This is a genomic window from Allobosea sp. (genome assembly GCF_035999205.1).
In the GTDB taxonomy this organism is placed as follows: Bacteria; Pseudomonadota; Alphaproteobacteria; order Rhizobiales; family Beijerinckiaceae; genus Allobosea.
The window spans coordinates 1-19532 of sequence record NZ_DASYHA010000008.1 but is presented as its reverse complement, the minus strand read 5'-3'; the positions used below and the strand labels follow the sequence as shown (position 1 = coordinate 19532).

Annotated in this window: 14 protein-coding genes and 1 pseudogene; 4 read left to right on the top strand and 11 right to left on the bottom strand. The window is 61.5% G+C overall.

The features are described 5' to 3' along the window. Positions 1–72 precede the first annotated feature (72 nt). Complete coding sequence (locus VGN82_RS01335; RefSeq protein ID WP_327525181.1) at positions 73–960, bottom strand: hypothetical protein; 888 nt, start codon at positions 958–960, stop codon at positions 73–75. A gap of 177 nt (positions 961–1137) precedes the next feature. Here VGN82_RS01335 and VGN82_RS01330 point away from each other — a divergent pair, with 177 nt between their 5' ends. Continuing rightward, positions 1138–2010 carry a hypothetical protein gene (locus VGN82_RS01330; RefSeq protein WP_327525180.1) on the top strand — a complete coding sequence of 291 codons (873 nt, stop codon included), beginning with the start codon at positions 1138–1140 and terminating at the stop codon, positions 2008–2010. 31 nt (positions 2011–2041) lie between these two features. Here the strand turns inward: VGN82_RS01330 and VGN82_RS01325 are convergent, their stop codons facing one another. The 4 genes from VGN82_RS01325 to VGN82_RS01310 all read right to left on the bottom strand — a co-directional run bounded on the left by VGN82_RS01325 (position 2042) and on the right by VGN82_RS01310 (position 7707). Then, positions 2042–3454 carry an ABC transporter ATP-binding protein gene (locus VGN82_RS01325; protein WP_327525179.1) on the bottom strand — a complete coding sequence of 471 codons (1413 nt, stop codon included), beginning with the start codon at positions 3452–3454 and terminating at the stop codon, positions 2042–2044. A 3-nt stretch (positions 3455–3457) separates the two neighbouring features. Then, positions 3458–4282, bottom strand: coding sequence for an ABC transporter permease (locus VGN82_RS01320; RefSeq protein WP_327525178.1), 825 nt, complete (start codon positions 4280–4282; stop codon positions 3458–3460). A 145-nt stretch (positions 4283–4427) separates the two neighbouring features. Next, positions 4428–5405 carry a UDP-glucose 4-epimerase GalE gene (gene galE, locus VGN82_RS01315; protein WP_327525177.1) on the bottom strand — a complete coding sequence of 326 codons (978 nt, stop codon included), beginning with the start codon at positions 5403–5405 and terminating at the stop codon, positions 4428–4430. A gap of 91 nt (positions 5406–5496) precedes the next feature. Then, positions 5497–7707, bottom strand: coding sequence for a glycosyltransferase (locus VGN82_RS01310; RefSeq protein ID WP_327525176.1), 2211 nt, complete (start codon positions 7705–7707; stop codon positions 5497–5499). 233 nt (positions 7708–7940) lie between these two features. On the opposite strand from VGN82_RS01310, the gene VGN82_RS01305 reads away from it, so the two are divergent. The 3 genes from VGN82_RS01305 to VGN82_RS01295 all read left to right on the top strand — a co-directional run bounded on the left by VGN82_RS01305 (position 7941) and on the right by VGN82_RS01295 (position 11921). Then, a complete protein-coding gene (locus VGN82_RS01305) occupies positions 7941–9119 on the top strand; it encodes a glycosyltransferase family 4 protein (RefSeq protein ID WP_327525175.1) in 1179 nt (392 codons plus the stop codon). A gap of 388 nt (positions 9120–9507) precedes the next feature. Next, positions 9508–10470 carry a class I SAM-dependent methyltransferase gene (locus VGN82_RS01300; RefSeq protein ID WP_327525174.1) on the top strand — a complete coding sequence of 321 codons (963 nt, stop codon included), beginning with the start codon at positions 9508–9510 and terminating at the stop codon, positions 10468–10470. A gap of 422 nt (positions 10471–10892) precedes the next feature. Then, complete coding sequence (locus VGN82_RS01295; protein WP_327525173.1) at positions 10893–11921, top strand: acyltransferase; 1029 nt, start codon at positions 10893–10895, stop codon at positions 11919–11921. A 238-nt stretch (positions 11922–12159) separates the two neighbouring features. On the opposite strand, the gene fcl is transcribed toward VGN82_RS01295, so the two are convergent. From fcl to VGN82_RS01265, 6 genes and pseudogenes are all read right to left on the bottom strand, one after another. After that, a complete protein-coding gene (fcl, locus tag VGN82_RS01290; RefSeq protein ID WP_327525172.1) occupies positions 12160–13107 on the bottom strand; it encodes a GDP-L-fucose synthase in 948 nt (315 codons plus the stop codon). Beyond that, complete coding sequence (gmd, locus tag VGN82_RS01285; RefSeq protein ID WP_327525171.1) at positions 13097–14173, bottom strand: GDP-mannose 4,6-dehydratase; 1077 nt, start codon at positions 14171–14173, stop codon at positions 13097–13099. The genes fcl and gmd overlap by 11 nt, the downstream gene beginning before the upstream one ends. A gap of 312 nt (positions 14174–14485) precedes the next feature. Then, positions 14486–15835 (bottom strand): nucleotide sugar dehydrogenase, encoded by a 1350-nt coding sequence (locus VGN82_RS01280; protein ID WP_327525170.1) that lies wholly within the window; start codon positions 15833–15835, stop codon positions 14486–14488. Between the two features lie 105 nt (positions 15836–15940). Continuing rightward, complete coding sequence (locus tag VGN82_RS01275; protein WP_327525169.1) at positions 15941–17383, bottom strand: phosphomannomutase; 1443 nt, start codon at positions 17381–17383, stop codon at positions 15941–15943. Position 17384: 1 nt separating this feature from the next. Continuing rightward, positions 17385–18797: a mannose-1-phosphate guanylyltransferase/mannose-6-phosphate isomerase gene (locus VGN82_RS01270; RefSeq protein WP_327525168.1), complete on the bottom strand. Its 1413-nt coding sequence runs from the start codon at positions 18795–18797 to the stop codon at positions 17385–17387. A gap of 353 nt (positions 18798–19150) precedes the next feature. Then, positions 19151–19532: pseudogene (locus VGN82_RS01265) on the bottom strand (HlyD family type I secretion periplasmic adaptor subunit); the annotation flags it as partial.

Here is a 19532-nt window from a genome sequence, read left to right as displayed (position 1 = left end):
ATTATCCTGTCTGAACTAAGGGGCAGGCCTGTAAAGCCTCGATGCCGTCAAGCCAAGTCGTTTCGCGCCGCATCAGGTCGGTTTTGTGATCCTGCGCTCGCTCGGCACGACGGCGCACTGTGCGGCAAAGTCGAAGTCGGCTGCGGCGCCTGCCAAATCCGCTTCGGTCTCGCGCAACAGCCCTCGCCAGTAATAGTAGTGACCGCCGAGCCCATAGTCGCGCTGGGATTCGATGAGAGCAGCGACGTTGGCGAGAGCAGCGCGTTCAGCAGAAGCGGCCGAACTGATCGCCGATTCGATCTGCCGATCCACGGGCCCTGCCGGAGGGGCGAGCCGGCTGCGCGTGCAGGCCAGCAGCACTTCGCTAGGCTCAAGTCGGCCTTTTGGAAATGCGGCCAACGCATCGCCAAAGAAAAAGACGTCATACTGCGATAGCGAGGGCTCGAACTTGTCAGCCACCTCGCTGAGCATTGGGTAACCCGACAAGGTGTCATGAGCGAGGAAGCCTTCAGGATGCGGCCAGAACAGGCGCGCGTCATCGATGAGGACGATGTCGCGGCCATGCCGTCTACCGATGATCTGATCGATCTCGGCCAGGATCGGCGTATTGCCGTCACCTCTTGCGGTCGGACCACCGCTGTAGTGGGCATCCAGCCAGATCAGCGCCGGGGCATCGCCGACGACATCGAATGCGAGCTGAAGCCCGTGAGCCGAGTCTGCCTCAATGACGCTGATTGCGGCATCATCCGCAAAGCGGAGTTGCGCTGCCCTGGCGAAGTCTTGCGACAACTCAACCGAAACAAGCCGAGAAAAAGCATTGCGCATCGCCGCGAGTGTGTCCCCGCGGTAGGTGCCTGTCTCGATGAAGGTCTCGATTCCGAAATGTCGAGCCAGCGGCCTAACAAAGTCGATGTCCAATGCGCCGGTGGCGTCCTTTATCCAGCGATAGTTGAGAAGCATTATGTTATCCGATAACCCTCGATGGCTCGCCGCATGTCATCATCGCCAGATCGTCACAGGGCGATCGCGGCAGCCTGCCCGCTTGCCACGAGGCCGCTCCGTGTAGCAAATGCGGCTTTGGGGAGCAACGCTGCGCAGGCGCGATTGTGCCCTTTCGACAGCCTGAGGACATCACCTTTGAAGCCCTACCTTCTGGACCGCGAAGATCTGCGTCCCCGTCCCCATTTCCTGGACTGGGCTCGCGACGTGCATTCACAGTGCGGCGAGGATGGGATTCTCGAGCACCTGCTCAAGGCGCTCGAACTTCCGACCGGCTACTTCGTCGAATTCGGTGCCTGGGACGGGCGCCATCTTTCGAACTGTGCCGCGCTTGCCGATCGTGGCTATTCCGGCTGCTTCATCGAAGGCGAGAAGGACCGGCACGGCGACCTGGTGCGAGGGTATGCTGCCCGCCCCGACATCGCATGCGTCAACGCCTTCGTGCGTAGTCGAGGGGCTGACGGTCTGGATGCCATCCTCGATCGCGCAGGGGCGCCGAGCGAGATTGTGGTGTTGTCGATCGACATCGACGGCACCGATTACCATGTGTGGGCGGGTTTCGAGAGCCGTCGTCCAGCGATCGTCGTCGTCGAATACAATCCGACGATCCCCGCCGAGATCCTGTTCGCCCAGGCCGACGATGCGTCCGTTCACCACGGTTGCTCGCTCGCGGCTCTACACAAGCTGGGCCTCGAGAAGGGCTACGTGCTGGCGGCGGCCACCGAGCTGAACGGCATTTTCGTCCGGTCAGATCTGAGTCAGAAGGCCGGGCTTGCGAGCTATCTCCCCCATGAGGTCAAGCCGCTGACCTATCAGACGGCGCTGTTCCACGGCTTCGACGGCACGATGCTTGTCGCCGGGCACCGAACCCTGCTCTGGCACGGCGTGCGCTTCGACGCCGAGGATCTGCAGATCCTGCCTGCGGAGCTGCGGCGGTTTCCGGTCGGACAATCGGCGAGCTATTTCGAAGCGCTGACGCCGCTGATCGAACGCTCGCGCGCCAAAGCCTGACCTAGCTCAATCCGCTGCTGTCTGTGGTCTCTCAGGCTCGCGAAGCCCGGAGACCGGCCTTGGGGACCACCTGCGATCCAGGCCTCTCCGCTGGCGCTATACGCAGCCTCGGACGAAAACTGCCGGGTAGCGGCGCGCGGAAGCCGTGGCGTCGCATATCGACGTCATCGGATGGCTCGTCGATCTCGATACGAAATGCGGAAACGACGCCGAAATAAGTGGTTCGGTCGTCGCGGAAATCGCTGAGATTGGCGTTGACCGTGAAGCGCCCCGTGTTCAGCAGGAACGCGGGCAACTCGCAGGTGACCGCATAGTCGCCGGCAGCGCCGGGCATCGTTGTCTCAGGGAGAGCGACGAATATGATCGTTCCAACTTCATCATAGAAATTGAAGGTCGGGATTAGTGGGCGTTCCAGGTCACGCGTCACCCGATAACGCACCGTGAAGTGAGTAGGCCGATCAATCGGGATCAGTTCCGTGACCTCGCCGCTTGGGGAGGCTGCTTCACCGCCCAGGCATTCCACGGCGCCGGGATGCTCGCTCAGGACCTCGATTCTGTTGTCCGGCAGATCGAAGCACGCACGGTGCCAGCGCCATTCCGAGCCGAATTTCTCGGCCTGTGCGGTCTCGATCTGTTCGATGACGTCGCGATTGTAGTCCCGGGTCATATCGACCACGGGCCCGTAGGAAACGACGCGCCCATTCTCCAGATAGAGCGCCTTCTGGCACATCTGGTTCACCGTCGCCATGGAATGGCTGACGAACAGAACGGTCCGCCCGTCCTTTGTCAGCTCCCGCATCCGCTCTTCGCACTTCTTTTGGAAGCCCTGGTCACCGACGGCCAGGACCTCGTCGAGGATGAGGATGTCGGGATCGAGCCAGGCCGACACCGAGAAGGCGAGCCGGACATACATGCCGCTCGAATAATGCTTCACAGGCGTGTCGATGAACTTTTCGACGCCCGAGAAATCGACGATCTGGTCGAACTTCCGGCGGATCTCCGTCCTCGGCATGCCGAGGATCGCGCCGTTGAGGAAGATGTTCTCCCGCCCCGTCAGTTCGGGATGGAATCCGGTTCCCACTTCGAGCAAGCTGGCCACCTTGCCGCGAATCTCGACGCGCCCTTCGGTGGGCGAGGTGACCCGACTCAGAATTTTGAGCAGCGTCGATTTCCCAGCGCCGTTGGCGCCGATGATGCCGATGCGCTCGCCCGCCGGGACGTCGAAGCTGACATCCTTCAGCGCCCAAAACTCCTTCTGCCGGGCCGCAGCCGCGTCGGCCTCCGCCTCGGTGATCGGATAGGCGATTTCGGCTTCGCGCTTGCGGCCGAGCAGGCGGTCGACGCCTCGTGCCAATTGCTCGCGAACGGAACCCGCCGACGGCGAGCCACCGCGGTTGATGGCGTAGAGCTTGCCGAGATTCTCGACTCTGAGCGCGTATTCCATGGCTCACATCATGTCCGGGAACGAGTCTTCCATCTTGCGGAAGACCTTGATGCCGATCACGACCGACACGACTGCAAAGACGATCGAAACCAGAATGCTCGGGGGGTAGATGATGTCCGTGCGTCCAAGGATGCACCAGCGGAAGGCGTCGATGATGCCGACCATCGGGTTCAGCGCGTAGATCATCTGCCATTTCGGGGAGACGAGGCTGGTGAGATAGGCCACCGGGCAGATAAAGACGCCGACCTGAAGCAGAATCGGGATCAGTTGCCTCAGGTCGCGATAGCGGGTGTTCAGCGCAGCAGCGATCAGGCCTACCCCAAGCGCGCAGGCCACAGCGAGCAGGGTGACGAAGGGCAACAGAAGGAATTGTGGCTTCGGCCACACGCCGAACCAGAGCATCAGCCCGAAGACCAGCAGGAAGGAAATAAGGTGGTCCACCACACAGACGACGACCGAGCTCAGGGGAATGACCAGCCGCGGGAAATAGACCTTCTGGACCAGATGCGAGTTTGACAGCAGGCTGTCGCTCGAGACGATCAGGACGAGGGAGAACAGTTGCCAGGGCAAGAGGCCCGTCAGCACCACGAGCGTATAAGGCACGCCCTCTGACGGGAGTTGCGCCAGGATGCCGAAGACGAAGGTGTAGACCAGAATCGAGGCAAGCGGACGAAGCACCGTCCAGGCCACACCGATAATCGTCTGCTTGTAGCGTACGAGCAGGTCACGCCAGGCGAGGAAATAGAACAGCTCCCTCTCGCGCCAGAGATCGCGCCAATAATCCTCGTCCCGGCGATCGGGCGAGATGACCGTCATCTCCTTGGGCAAAACAGTGTTGCTCCGAATTCGCTCAATGAACCGATGGCTCGGCGTCTCGTCGCCGCCATCCCCACAAATCGGGAAGGCAGCCTCTCAATACCGCTCAAGGGTTGATGTCAACCGCGACGGCTGGGAGGCCGCCTTTGGCTCCCTGCTAGTACGGGCGTCGACGCTCCCAGTCATAAGCGTGGCGAATGATAGTGTCGAGATCGTCGTGCCTGGGTTCCCAGCCCACGTCGCGTCGCAACAGAGACGAATCGGCCACGACCGAAGGCGGGTCACCTGGGCGGCGAGGATTTTGGCGAACCTCGAAATCGACGCCTGTTACCGATTTCACCGAACGGATGACGTCCCTCACGGAGTAGCCACGGCCATAACCGGCATTCACCAGCAGATTTTCGGAGCGGTCGCGCAGTTTGTCGAGAACGGCAGCATGGGCGCTGGCAAGATCCGAGACATGGATATAGTCGCGCACGCCGGTACCGTCCGGCGTCGGATAGTCCTGCCCGAACACTTCCATATGAGGGCGCTCGCCCAGGGCCGCCTGCAAGGCGACCTTGATCAAATGCGTGGCATTGGGGTTCGATTGCCCAGCCCGCCCAGCCGGATCGGCGCCGGCCACGTTGAAATACCGGAGGATCGCATAGCGAAGCCCATGCGCTCGGGCGGTGTCGCGCAAGATCCATTCGCTCATCAGCTTCGACGAGCCGTAGGGCGAGAGAGGGTTGGTCGGCTCCGTTTCGTCGAGGGGTCTCGGCGGAGCATCGCCGTAGACCGCTGCGGTCGACGAAAAGATGAACTCGCGCACATCGGCGGCAACGGCTGCTGCAATCAGCGCGCGGGTCTTCATCGTATTCTCAAGGTAATAACCCAGAGGATCGGCAACCGATTCCGGTACGATGATCCGGGCGGCGAAATGGATGATCGAACGGACCCGATGATCCCGCAGCAGTCTCAGAACGCTTTCGAAATCGCCCACGTCGCCAATCACGAGAGGCACGTCGGAAGGAACCGCTGCGCGCCGCCCGGTCGACAGGTTATCCAGGACCAGGACCTGTTCGCCCCGATCGCGCAGTTCAAGCACCATGTGGCTGCCGATGTAGCCAGCCCCGCCGGTCACTAGAATGGTCATTCCGTCATCCCGTATGATGTCTGCGGGCAAGCATCACGAAACAACCCGATGATCAAGGTCCACGCGCCCGCCCTGTCGCATGCCGCGGGTGTCAAAGCGCCTTCAGCATTTGAACATAGAGCGCCTGCATCGTCGCGAGCGTATGGGGCCCTTTGACGAACTGCTCCCGGATCCGAGCGCGCCTATCATCCCCCTCGAACCCAGACATGAACGATGCGACGGCCCCGGCCAGGGCCGAAGGTTGAGCGGGGTCGACCAGAACGCCGTTGATACCCGCCTGCACGACGCTGGAGATGTCGCCGACGTCGGTCGCGGCGACGGGACAGCCAACCGCCAGTGCCTCGAGCACGACCAGCGGCATCCCCTCGAAGGCCGAGGTGAGGACCAGCATGTCCGCAGCGGCGACGAGCGCCCCGACCTCATCGCGAGCCCGATGACCCAGCCGTTCGACATGCGCGGCAAGCCCGCGTTTGGCGATGGCGGAATCGACAGATTTCTCCAGAGGGCCCTCGCCGATCATGAGGCCACGGTAGCCGCCGTTCTCACGCAATGCGGCCACAACATCGACAAAGGCCTCCGGCCTCTTCTCGGGTGCAAAACGCCCGATCCATATGAGAAGCTTGTCGGCGTCGCAGATTCCAAGACCCTTTCTGGTCATGGCACGCTGGGCGACTGCCCCTTGCCAAGCGTCGGGGTCGATGCCGTTTTCGATCTCGCTGATCCGTTGCGAGGGGACATCGGCTGCGAGCAAGGCCTGTGCTGTCCGGCGCGACACCGCAATGTGCCGATCGAGCGTCGAGCCAGCCGCGACAGCGGCTCGGAACACCGAATCCGGGACCTCATTGTGCAGAATGTTTGCAACCCGGACATGTGCCATCTCGCCGTCCTTGAAACGAGACAAGCTCGACAGGAACCAGGCCGAACTGCTGGCGAGTACATGGGTGACACCACGCGACACGGCGAGATGTCGAAGGAATGTTAGCCGATCTTTCGGATCGATCGTCCCGTGGAGGTGAAAAATCTCCCCGGTGACGGTTTTGAACTCGTCCGTCATCAGATGAGGATCGTCTTCTGTCGTGACGATGGTGACGTGCCAGTCCGGCAGACAACCGCGAAGGACGGAGTGCATGAGCAATTCGGCTCCGCCTCGCCGCAGCCAAGGCAACACCACGAGCAATCCCGGCTTGTTCGGCTCGGCAATCGCAGAGGTCAGTTGCGCAAAAGGATAGGCATCGTCGATCGGCTTTCCGACGACCTGGCCGATGCGCCGGCGCAGGGCGGTACTCTCGAAAATCTGCGGGTTGAGTGTTCGGATTCGCGCCTGCAACTCCTCCTGCCGATCCTTGGCATCGTGTGTCATCGTCCTTCCATGGCGTCGGTGCAGGAAAAGAGGATGGTGAACAACGCGGCCACGGCGCCCGAGCGTGCTCAGGCGAATCCAGAATTCCCAGTCTTCAAACCCACCGCGCATGACGGGGGAATACCCACCGACTTCCCGCCAGTCGTCGCGGCGAAACACTGCGCTGACCGAAGTGAAATTCCCGAACAGCGCCTGCTGAATGTCGAACTCGCCCGTCTCCCAGACATCGGAAACATCGCCGAACATGCGGACATGAGAATATACAAATCCGGCGGAGGTATCCGCGCAAAAAATGCTGATTGCACACTCAAGATAGGTCGGCTCAATGAGATCGTCGGCATCAAGGCAACAGATGTATTCACCGCGGGCGATCGCGATGCCGTTGTTGCGCGCCGAAGGCAAACCCTGATTGTCCTGTCGAACGAGCCGCAAGGCGGGATCACTCGATAGCCGATCCAGGACGGCGTGGGTGGCAGGATCTGTCGAGCCGTCATCCACGATGATGATTTCACATGAACTGATCGTCTGGGCGCGGACGGAGGCAATCGCCTCTTCGAGATACGCACCATAGTTGAAGCAGGGGATGATCACGCTGACCAACCGCGCTGCATCGTCGCTCGGATAGGTCCACGCCTCCTTGCCAACGATGTCGCCGGCTGCGTCGAACCGTTCGGTAGCGGCGTCGATCACTACCGCTTTGCCGGAGGCGGTCCGTCGGCGGCCAGACGTCGAACGAATTCGGCGAGACAACTTTCTCAGCACGTGTCCGAACAGGGCATCGACCTCTGCGTATCGCTTCTGATCGATCAAGCCAGCGAGATAAGCGCAACTTCCTTTCACGCGCGGAGAAAGCACGCCCGCGAAGGAAGCCGCGATGCGCAATCCGCAAGCCAGCCCGCGATAGAGAACCTGGCGAGTCGAGGCGAGCAAAGCTTGAGTCATTTACGCCCTGTTACGCGGCATGAAACCGACCAACCCCATGATCACCGACCCCGCCCTCAAAATTCTAATGGCAAGCTATGCGCGACTCGGCGAGGCAATGCCAGCTTCGAAGCTTTCAAAGGACAAGAAGGCGGCGCCATCCTCGCCAACGGCGCGCCAGCCTCAGGGGGATGTCGCTTCCGGCCTTCGTTAATCCCGCGAAATACGTTATCGGGCGCCGGTGAGCTACCGGAATGTGCGACGATGCGCGAACGCCGCGTCACAAAGATTGCAATGAGGTCGTGGAAGAAATCGGCATGCCTGCTCAACGACGGGTTCTCTTCACATTCTGGGGGCGCCGAGGCGCCATATCCCAGTTCGCGCTCGATGCCGCGCGCACATTGATCGATCGGCCAGACATCGCCGCAACCTTCAGCATCTCACGTCAAAACGAAGCTTTCCGCGATTTCGAAGCCATGGGAATCCGGCTTCTTCCGATCGACACCTTTTCGCGCGGACCAGGAGCCCTGCTCGACCTCTGGCGCGTTCCGCGCCTGCGGCGGCAACTGGCCGAATATGTTCGACGCGAGCGCATCGTGGCCGCGATCGAGCTCATGCCACATGTTTGGTCGCCGCTGCTGACTCCCGCTATCCAAGCGCAGGGGGCCAAGTACGCCACGATCATCCACGATGCCTCGATGCACCCTGGCGATATGACCGGGCTGGTGAAGCCTCTTCTCGATGTTCCGCTGCGCACGGCCGATCGCGTTTTCACATTGAGCGAATCCGTCGCGCAGCAGCTCCTGAAAACGAAACGCGTACCGCAAGAACGGCTCACTACTTTGTTTCACCCTGACTTTGCGTATGGAGCCCCCTCGCGGACGCGCGCACTCCCAAAGCAACAAGAGCCGTTCAAAGCGCTCTTCCTAGGACGCATCATGCCCTACAAGGGCCTGTCGCTCTTTGTTGACGCGGTCGAGCGCCTCCAGAAGCAAGGCCTCCTCATCGAGCCACACATTTACGGCGAGGGCTCGCTGGATGTGACCAGCAGCAGGCTCGCTGCCTTGGGAGCAAAGGTCGTCAATCGCTGGCTGGCAGCGGACGAAATCGCGGCGGCGCTCGCGGAAGCGCATGCCGTAATCTTGTCGCATGTGGAGGCAAGCCAGTCAGGGGTCGCTGCCGCGGCTTTCGGGGCGGGGGTCCCTGTGGTGTCCACGCCTGTGGGCGGCCTGATCGAGCAAGTCCGCGACGGTGAGACGGGGCTTTTGGCCCGCCGAGTGGACGCAGACTCGCTCGCGGACGCCATTTCAAGGTTGATCAACGACCCGGCCCTCTATCAACGCATTGCGGCTCGATTGCAGGTGGACAGCGGAGAGCGATCAATGGCGCGCTTTTTGGATCGCGCCATTGCTTCTACTTTGAACGATGGATGATCAACCTGGTGCAACGGCCTCAACCAGAGCGTGCCATGGATAATTTTACTTACAGTAATACGACTACTTTTCTATATTTTAAGTTGAATAGGCTGACAATATTTGGAATTAACATATTACATATTGCTTCATTGATTACTTTTATAATTTTAATTTAACCTACATTACGAATTGACCTACTATTAAAATTTACAACATTCGAAGATTGGCAATATATTTCTACTAATCAAATTTAACTACCCGTAATGTCAATCAAGTTAAGTTTATATCTAACATAAATCCCCACCTTAACGCCGCCGCTCGAGATTTAATCTTAAAGATGGCGCGTTGACATTTCAGTCATGAGCGTATTCTATCTAACGATAGATCCTTTTTGGAAAATGAGTTCATGATTAGTACTTTTATCCGCACCAGGTTTCTGGAGTACAAGTTTCAGCGCATATGCCGCTCAATCAACGAAAAGCCCCGCGACATTGACCGTTGGATTGATCTAATCTCAGCACTTAAAGTCGGGGGGCACTTGTCGGCCCAATCTCGCGCGCTGGTCGATGCTCATGATATCAATAAGGGCGGCCATGCGGTTCACGCCTTTTCTGCCCCAATCATGGATAGGGCAGGCCCCGAATTTGACCGCATCGCAAAATCGCCCTGTAGCGAGATCGACACGGCAATACAACAAATCGTGAAATGGAAGACCGCTCTGCAATGCGGCTACTCACACGATGTGAGCAAGGGCTATTTCATAGATGCTGAACCGGCGATGCAATTGCAATGGAATCAGATCATATATCCTCTCATAAAAGACTTTGATTTTTCTTCTGTCGTTGATCTCGCATGCGGTCATGGCAGAAATTCAGAGATGCTATCTCATCATGCAGACGAGATCCATTTGATTGATATCAATCAGTCATGCATTGAAGCCTGCCGCGACAGATTTGGAACCAAGAAGAATAAGGCTAAATTCTTCTACTACGTAACAAAAGGCAACAATATAAGCATGATCCAAGACGCCTCGATATCGCTCGTTTATTCGTGGGACTCGATGGTTCATTTTGATAAGTTGATCGTCAATGACTACGTCAGCGATATCGCCCGCGCGCTGAAAGAGGGCGGCATGGCATTTCTCCATCACTCAAACTTCGGAGAAGTGGCGCCCGACAGCGATTGGGCGACGAATACCGGAACGCGATCTGATATGTCCGCGCGCCTGATGCAACAATACGCGCAGAAAGCTGGACTGGAGGTCGTAGATCAGAAGATTCAGGGCAGAGCCGAGGGGTGGGGCGTTGACGGTCTCGACTGCGCATCAATCCTTCGCAAACCGCTACGCTCCGCGACAGCATTGCGATAGGCTTGATCGCACGCACCAAGACAAGTCGAGCGCCCTCTGCGCTCTGGTCAATGTTACGCGTTCCGGCCGATCTTGCGTAAGCTTGTGCCGCGTCCGAATGGGGCCTCTTACAGAGCGAATTGCTCATCGGCGATGCCACACATAGCCGTGCGCGTTGGCGCCTGCCCGGACGGCGCCAACGTTGCTTGGCTCAACGCCTTGAGGCGGAGCGGTGCTGGACTGTCCGCGATCGAGTACGAGGTTGCATTCGACCGCGAACGTAACGGTCAGTGGAGGCAACGCTGCCCACTTCCTTAAACCCGACATAACGGCTACGCCGCTACAGGTGGAATACAGTGGCAAGCGGAATTGGACTGCCACCCGCCCCTGGAACCCCTACCGACTTGATACACCCGACCGGCAATCTAATAGCAGGCTATAATTTGCAGTATAGGCGCGATATTTTCCTTGATTTCCTGAAAGGAATGGCAATTCTGACAGTCGCGGCGGGACACACGCTGCAATCTGTTGGGCCGAATTTCGACGAAAACTTGCCGTTTCGCGTAATCTACGCCTTTCACATGCCTATGTTCATATTCGTTTCAGGCATGGTTGCGGCGATCACGTTCTCGAAACGCCTGACAGCCGGCGCCAACCCTTCGGTCTTCATCGACTCCCTCGGCCGATCGGCCTCCCGCCTGCTGATACCTTTTTTTGCTTGGGCGGTGGTGTCATTCTACTTTCAACAGACGACCACGAACGATCTCGGCAGATGGCTGCTGCTCGTCGTTTCGCAGCCGGACAACGCGCTCTGGTTTCTGTGGATATTGTTCCAATGTCATAGCGTGCTGGCCTTGGCAGCGGCCGGCTTGCTCGCTTGGCATATGGGACGTTCGACGAAGGTTAGTCCTCTGCGCCTGGTTCCCTTGGCTTTCGGCGCAGTCCTGCTCCTCTCCTTCTGGCCAGGCTCGAAACTATCGAGCATATCGGGCATCTACCTGACGCGGCTCTTGCTTCCATATTTTCTCGCAGGCGTGCTTTTTGCCATGTGGCGCCCGGCCGGGATCAGTAATGCGGCTCGCCTCTTAGCATTCGCCCTATTCGTTGTGCTGGTGCCGTTCTGGCATCGCACCGAAGCCTCGCCGCTCGTTGGCTATTTGCCCCAGGTGCTTCACCCACGCGTCTACAATGCCGCTTTCCACTATCTGGTCGGCTTCGCCGGAACCCTGGCATTTGTCGAGATGGCGCGCCTGATCGTGCAGCATGCTCCGGCTCGAATCGTTTCGGCAGGCGCGTTCCTCGGCAGGCGCTCGCTCGACATCTATGCCCTCCATTTCTATGCACTTGGCTGGTTCCCTCCGGTTGCCGCCGCGGTTGCATTCAGTATCGTTGGCTCGGCCATTCTCCGCACGAACCCTCTGACGTCGCGCCTGTTCTTTGGCGAATGGGCTGCGCCGCCCAAGGCGGCGTAGTCGTTTCCAAGCGCAGCCGCCGACGAGGCCGCAACTTCAGCACAACGACGCCGTGAACTTGGTCATGATGCCGCGCCATCGCGCAGCATGATCGCAGTTGGTCTGCTGCCTCGCGCGCGTCGGCAAAAGAGAGGCGCCCCATATGGCGTCTCCACCCCGGCAATTTTCCGGGGTCGGGCGGCAAAGAGCGGACAAGCGTGTGGCGGCCTGCTCTCCGTCAAGTCGCCTCGGAGTCGCGCTACGCCCGATTGGCCAAGAACCACTGGTAGGTCTGGGCGATGCCGTCCTTCAGCGCGATCTTCGGCGCCCAGCCCATGGCCCGCAGCCGGTCGGCACTCATCAGCTTGCGCGGCGTTCCGTCGGGCTTGGTCGTGTCATTGACGATCTCGCCCTTGAAGCCGACGACCTCACAGACCGCCTCGGTCAGTTCGAGGATCGTAACATCATCACCGGAACCGATGTTGACGTGCTCGAAGCCCGAATAGTGCTTCAGCAGATGGACGAGCCCGTCGGCGCAGTCGTCGACATGGAGGAACTCGCGCCGCGGCGTGCCTGTGCCCCAGATCGCGATCTGCTTGTCGCCACGCTGCTTGGCCTCATGCGCCTTACGCAACAGCGCCGGCATGACATGGCTCGACTGGAGGTCGAAATTGTCCTCCGGGCCGTACAGATTGGTCGGCATCGCCGAGATGTAATCGCAACCATACTGCTTGCGATAGGACTGCGCGAGCTTGATGCCGGCGATCTTGGCGATCGCGTACCACTCGTTGGTCGGCTCGAGTGGTCCGGTCAGCAGCGAATCCTCCTGGATAGGCTGCGGAGCGAGCTTGGGATAGATGCAGCTCGAACCGAGGAAGAGCAGCTTGCCGACGCCGGCCTGGCGCGAGGCCTCGACGATGTTCGCCTCGATCATCAGGTTTTGGTAGAGGAAGTCCGCCGGGAAGGTGTCGTTGGCGAGGATACCGCCGACCTTGGCGGCCGCGACGATCACGACATCCGGCTTGTTCTTCGCGAGCCAGCTTTCAGTCTGGTCCTGGCGCAGCAGGTCGACATCGCTGCGTCCGGCCGTGACGATCTGGCACGCCTCGCCCTGAAGGCGGCGCACCAGTGCCGCCCCCACCATGCCGCGATGGCCGGCGACCCAGACGCGCTTGCCCGTCAGATCGAAAGACGCCTCACTCGCCATTGCGACGACGCTCCTGCTCGACCACCTTCAGATCGGACGCCACCATCTCCTCGCAGAGCTGCTGCCATTTAGTGTCGTGCTTCCAACCGAGCTTGGTGTGCGCCTTGGTCGCATCGCCAATCAGAAGTTCGACCTCGGTCGGCCGGAAATAGCGCGGGTCGATCTCGATCAGAACCTTGCCGGTTCTCGCGTCGATGCCCTTCTCGTCGACGCCCTCGCCCTGCCAGACGACGTCGATCCCAACCTGCTTGAAGCCGTGGCTGACGAAGTCACGCACCATCGTGGTCTCGCCGGTGGCGAGCACATAATCGTCGGGCTCGTCCTGCTGCAGCATCAGCCACATGCCGCGGACATACTCCCGGGCATGGCCCCAGTCGCGCTTGGCGTCGAGATTGCCGAGATAAAGCTTGTCCTGATAGCCGAGATGCATCGCCGCGATGGCGCGCGTGATCTTGCGGGTGACGAAGGTCTCGCCGCGCAGCGGGCTCTCATGGTTGAACAGGATGCCGTTCGAGGCATGCATGCCATAGGCCTCGCGGTAGTTTACCACGATCCAGTAAGCGTACAGCTTCGCAGCCGCATAGGGGCTGCGCGGATAAAACGGCGTCTTCTCGCTCTGCGGGATCTCCTGGACCTTGCCATAGAGCTCAGATGTCGACGCCTGGTAGAAGCGCGTCTTCTTGGTTAGGCCCAGCAGGCGGATGGCTTCAAGCAGGCGCAACGTTCCGGTGGCGTCGGCATTCGACGTGTATTCCGGCGTCTCGAACGAGACTTGGACATGGCTCTGGGCGGCGAGGTTGTAGATCTCGTCGGGCTGAACCTCCTGGATGATGCGGATCAGATTCGTCGAATCCGTCATGTCGCCGTAATGGAGGATGAATCGCGGATCCTTCTCGTGCGGATCCTGATAGAGGTGCTCGATGCGGCCGGAATTGAAGGAGGAGGAGCGGCGCTTGACGCCGTGGACGATGTAACCCTTCTCGAGCAGCAGCTCGGAAAGATATGCGCCGTCCTGCCCTGTCACGCCCGTAATGAGCGCGACCTTGCCAACCCCAGACCTATCCATACCGACCTCCAGTTGCGGCGGGGATCAAAATCGCACCAGCCTGACAATGTTCAGTGGCCATCGCTTGCGCGACTGAACGCCACCTGCAGCAGTTGCGTTGCCAATCACACATCCGGTCGCGGGAGGCAATTGTTCAAACCGCATCACCACGGCGGCAACGGCACCCGGCACATCCTCGCAATCCCGTCCCGACTCAAGCGGAAAACACGAGCTCTCGAGGGCAGGCCGCAACCATACAAACCGGGTCCGCGCCAATTTAAGCCGCCTCATCGCTCCAGAGGCAGACGATACACCTTCGTTCGATCAACGCCCTCATGCCTTGGCGACGTTGTCGGCCAAGGCGCCGCTGCGCGCGCAGGCGTTGCGCGTGTCGACGACGAGTTTCGCTTCCGCGACCAGGGCCTTGTAGTCGACGACGTCATGATCCGTCGCGATGAGCAAGGCATCGTACTCGGCCACGACGCCCGCCGCGATGCCGACGCTGCGACGCCCTGCCAGCGCGGCGTGCTCGCGGGTTGGAGGGATCACCGGGACGTGGGGGTCGTGATAGTCGACGCTCGCGCCGCGCTGCTCGAAGAGCTCGATCAGCCGCAATGACGGGCTCTCCCGCATATCGTCGACGTTCTTCTTGTAGGCGACACCGATGACAAGAATTTTGGCTCCGTTCAGGCCGCGCCCGAAACGCCGGTCGAGTTCCTGCGCCAGCCTGTCGACGACATGGCGCGGCATGGCCGTGTTGATTTCGCCCGCGAGCTCGATGAAGCGCGCCGTGATGTCGAATTCGCGCGCCTTCCAGGACAGGTAGAACGGGTCGATGGGGATGCAGTGCCCGCCCAGGCCGGGACCGGGATAGAACGGCATGTAGCCGAACGGCTTGGTCTTGGCGGCCTCGATCACCTCCCAGACGTCGATGCCCATGGCCGCGTAGATGAGCTTGAGCTCGTTGACGAGCGCGATATTGACCGAGCGGAAGATGTTCTCGGTCAGCTTGACCGCCTCAGCCGTGGCCGTCGACGAGACGGCGACCGTCTTCACGATGAACTTCCCGTAGAAGGCCTGCGCGATCCGCAGCGCCTCCGGATCGTCCCCACCGACGACCTTCGGGATCGAAGCGGTCTCGAAATGAGGATTGCCCGGATCCTCCCGCTCCGGCGAGAAGGCGAGATAGAAGTCCACCCCACTTTTCAGACCGGTCCGCTCGAGGATCGGCTTGATCACCTCCTCGGTCGTCCCCGGATAGGTCGTGGACTCAAGAACTATGATCTGACCCTTGCGCAGCTGTTTAGCGATCGCTTCCGCCGTCCTGACGACAAAGCTCAGATCAGGTTCGCGATTGCGGGTCAGCGGCGTCGGCACGCAGATCACCAAACCATCGGGCTCGTCCAGGCGCGAGAAGTCGTCCGTCGCCGAGAAGCGCCTCGCCTCGATCGCTGAAGCGAGTTCGGCGGCAGCGATATGCTTGATGCCGGGATGCCCCTGGTTGAGTTCGCGCACGCGCGTCGTATTGATGTCAAAGCCGACGACCGCGAAACCGGCGCGCGCGACGGCCAGGGCGAGCGGCAGGCCGACATATCCCAGGCCGATGATGCCAACCTTGAAGCTGCCATCCTCCAGCCGTCGCAACAGCGTGCCGGCGAGCTCATCCCGAATGCTGTCAGTCATGTCGTCGCTTTCGAATAGCCCAGCCGCAAGCGGTTCACAGCCTGTTGGCGCTCAAGATCCGTCGAGCGGCGCCGCGTCGAACCTCTCCCCACTTCCGACCGGTGCCTATTGAGGATTGCCGGCTTCGCGGGAGGTGGCCGTCCGCGCGAACTCCAGCCCTTCCTGCAAGAGTGCCATCGCGGCATCCGGGTCCGGCGCCTCGACATAGACGCGCAGCTCCGGCGCGTTGCCCGATGCCCGGAAATGGATCGTGCTGCCGTCACCGAGCGTGAGGCGCAGGCCATCGCGCCCGTCGCGGGCCGCGACGGCGCCATGGCTGGCAAAGACGGCATCGCGATAGGCCGGGTCTTCATCGTCGAGCCGCGCGATCAGCGCGGCGGTCCGCTCCTGCGGCACCTCCTGCAGCCGGTTCGACAAGGCGACGGCGAAGCCCTGCTCGGCGGCAAGCCGGCCGAGCGGCTTTCGCAGGCTCGCCGAAAGCGCCAACGTGGCCAGGATCGGCAGCATCGCATCGCGCGTCGGCAAGGCGGCGAGGCTGTGCCCGTCCCGATCGACGTCGGAGCCGAGCAGCACGCCGCCATTGGCCTCGAAGCCGACGACGAGCCGCGCACCGGCTGCCGCAGCCTCCGCCATGCCGGCGATGACATAGGGGGAGCCGACCCTGGTGCGCACCACCTGCCGGAACAGCCCCAGGCGCTCTAGCGCCGAATTCGAGGTCACGGGCGTCACGATGGCGTCCGCGTCCAGGAAGGCCGCCGTCAGCACACCGACGAGATCGCCGCGCAGGAAAAGGCCCGTCTCGTCAGCGACAAGCGGCCGATCCGCATCGCCGTCGGTCGAGACGATGGCATCGAGCCGCTGTTCACCGGCCCACTCCCTTGCAAGGACCTCGTCCTCGGGGCGCAGGGCCTCGGTGTCGACCGGGATGAAATGATCGGCACGGCCGAGCGCGACGGGGTTGGCACCGAGAGCGGCCAGCAGGTCGCAGATCACGTCGCGCCCAACCGAGGAATGCTGGTAGACGCCGACAGTGAGGCCCTGCAGGGCCTCGCCACCGAAAAAGTCGACATATCGCGCGCGGTAAGCCGCCAGGGCATCAAATGCGCGCGCCGAGGCCGGCTCGGCAGGGACCACGGACAGAGCGAGCTTCGCGTGCCAGGCGAGGATCCGAGCCTCATCCGTCTTGTCGATCTCGCCCTGGCCGCGGTAAAATTTGAGGCCGTTCCGGTCGTCCGGAATATGGCTGCCCGTGACCATGATCGCGGGCGCCCCCATTCTCGCGGCTGCCAATGCCAGCGCCGGCGTCGGAATCGCGCCGCAATCCACCGGCACGAGGCCGGCGTCAGTGATCGCACGGGCGCATTGGGCCGCGATCAACGGGCTCGACGAGCGCAAATCCTGCCCGATCAGCACCTCGCCGCCGGCCCCGGCCGCACCATCCTCGCCTATCATCGCGCAGAAGGCGCGGACATGGCTGTAGGCCGGCAGGCCGACCAGCTCGGTCACGAGTCCGCGAAGGCCCGAGGTTCCAAATTTGAGGCTCGCCATCTCAGGCTCGCCTGTAGATGTCTTCGATCCGGATGATGTCATCCTCGCCCAGATACGAACCGACCTGGACCTCGATGATTTCGAGCGGGATCTTGCCGGGATTGGCCATGCGGTGGACGCAGCCGATCGGAAGATAGATCGACTCGTTCTCGTGCACGACGATGACCTCCTCGTTGCGCGTCACCTCGGCGGTGCCGCGCACCACGACCCAGTGCTCGGCGCGGTGAAAATGCTTCTGGAGGGAGAGCACGCCGCCGGGCTTCACCGTGATGCGCTTGACCTGATGGCGCACGCCGATGTCGATCGACAGATACTTGCCCCAGGGCCGCTGGACCTCACGATGGGCACCGGCCTCGGATTCACCCTTGGCGGTGATCAGCGCGACCATGTCCTTGACCTTGTCGGCCTCGGCCTTGCGCGTCACCAGCACGGCATCGCGCGTCGAAACCACCGCGATATCGTCGAGGCCGATCACTGCGACCAGGGCTTCCTCCGACCGAATGAGGTTGTTGGCGCCGTTCAGCACATAGCCGCGCCCGTCGATCGCGTTGCCGTTTTCCTGCTTCTGCGAGAGCTCCCATACGGCCGCCCAGCCACCGACATCGGACCAGCCGAAATGCCCGGCGACGACGGCCGCCTTCTGCGTCCGTTCCATCACGGCGTAGTCGATGGAAATCTTCTTGGCCTTGGCAAAGGAATCCGCGTCCAGAAGCAGGAAATCAAGGTCCCGCTTGGCGTTGGCGACGGCATCCGCCACGGGCGCAATGATCTCCGGCTCAAACGCATCGAGTTCGGCTCGCATCGTGACCGCGTCGAAGATGAAGTTGCCGGAATTCCAGAGATAGCCGTCGAGCAGATACTGCGCCGCGCGCGCCGCGTCCGGCTTCTCGACGAAGGCGGCAACCTTCCGGGCCCCGTCTCCGATCTCGGTGCCCGGGCGGATATAGCCATAACCGGTCGCCGGGCCGGTCGGCGGGATGCCGATGGTCACGATCCGCCCCTGCGCCGCGACCACGCCCGCCTGCCGGCATGTCTCGACGAAGAGCGCGCCGTCCTGGACGACGTGATCGGCGGCGAAGACCCCCACGACCGCGCGCTCGTCGCGAGCGAGCGCCAATTCGGTAGCCGTGGCCACGGCGGCCGCAGAATCCCGGCGAACGGGCTCGAGCACGATCTGGGCCTTGACCCCGATCATCTGGAGCTGGTCGAGCACCGTGAAACGATACTCCGCATTGGTCACGACGATGGCCTGGTCGAAGACGGACGCGTCCGACAGGAGCCGCATCGTCCGCTGGAATGTCGACTCCTGGCCGAGCAGCGGGATGAATTGCTTGGGCATCGTGTCGCGCGACACTGGCCATAGACGCGTTCCGGCGCCGCCGCACATCACGACAGGGATGATCTTGGATGACATCGACAGCAACTCCTGGAATCAGGGTGCATTAGACTGCCGATCCGGGGGAAAGCAACGCCCGGCGCAAAAAGCCGTGGCCAACGGTGCCTGCGACGCCGGCGGCCGAGCCGTCGGACCGCCGGCGATCATCCCATCCATCGCCATCGAGAGCGCGCCTATCCCGATCGTTCAAGAGGGCGCTGGTGCCGGACGCCGTCACCAAGGCGAATTTCCGGCAGAGTGACGCCATCGGCAAGAGCGGGAGGACACGCACCATCGCGGCGCGTGTCCCAGCAGTTGTTGAGCTCCGTGTTCTCCGTCTCACCGGCATCGCCGGCGTGCCCGCCCGTCAATCGCCGTTGCGGCGCGCCTCCTCAGCGTTCGTTGAAGACGCGGCTGGCGTGGTCGGTGAATGGCTTCGTCAGGAATGAGAGGGCTGTCCTTTCCTCGGTCGTGATCATGACCTCGACGGGCATCCCGGGCAGGAGCTTGCGGTCCCCGAGCACGGCGAGATCGCCCTCGATCTGGACTTCGCTGGTGTAGAAGCTCGCGCCCGTGGCGGGGTCCTTGGTCGTGGCCGGCGAGACATGGACGACCTTGCCGGGGATCTCGGGCGTGGTGTTGCGGTTGAAGGCGGAGAAGCGCAGCCTCGCCGGCTGGCCGGCCCTGACCTGGTCGATGTCGGCGGGCGAGATGCGCACCTCGATGGTGAGCTTGGCGCCCTGGGGCACGATGGTCGCGAGCCTGGCCGCCGGT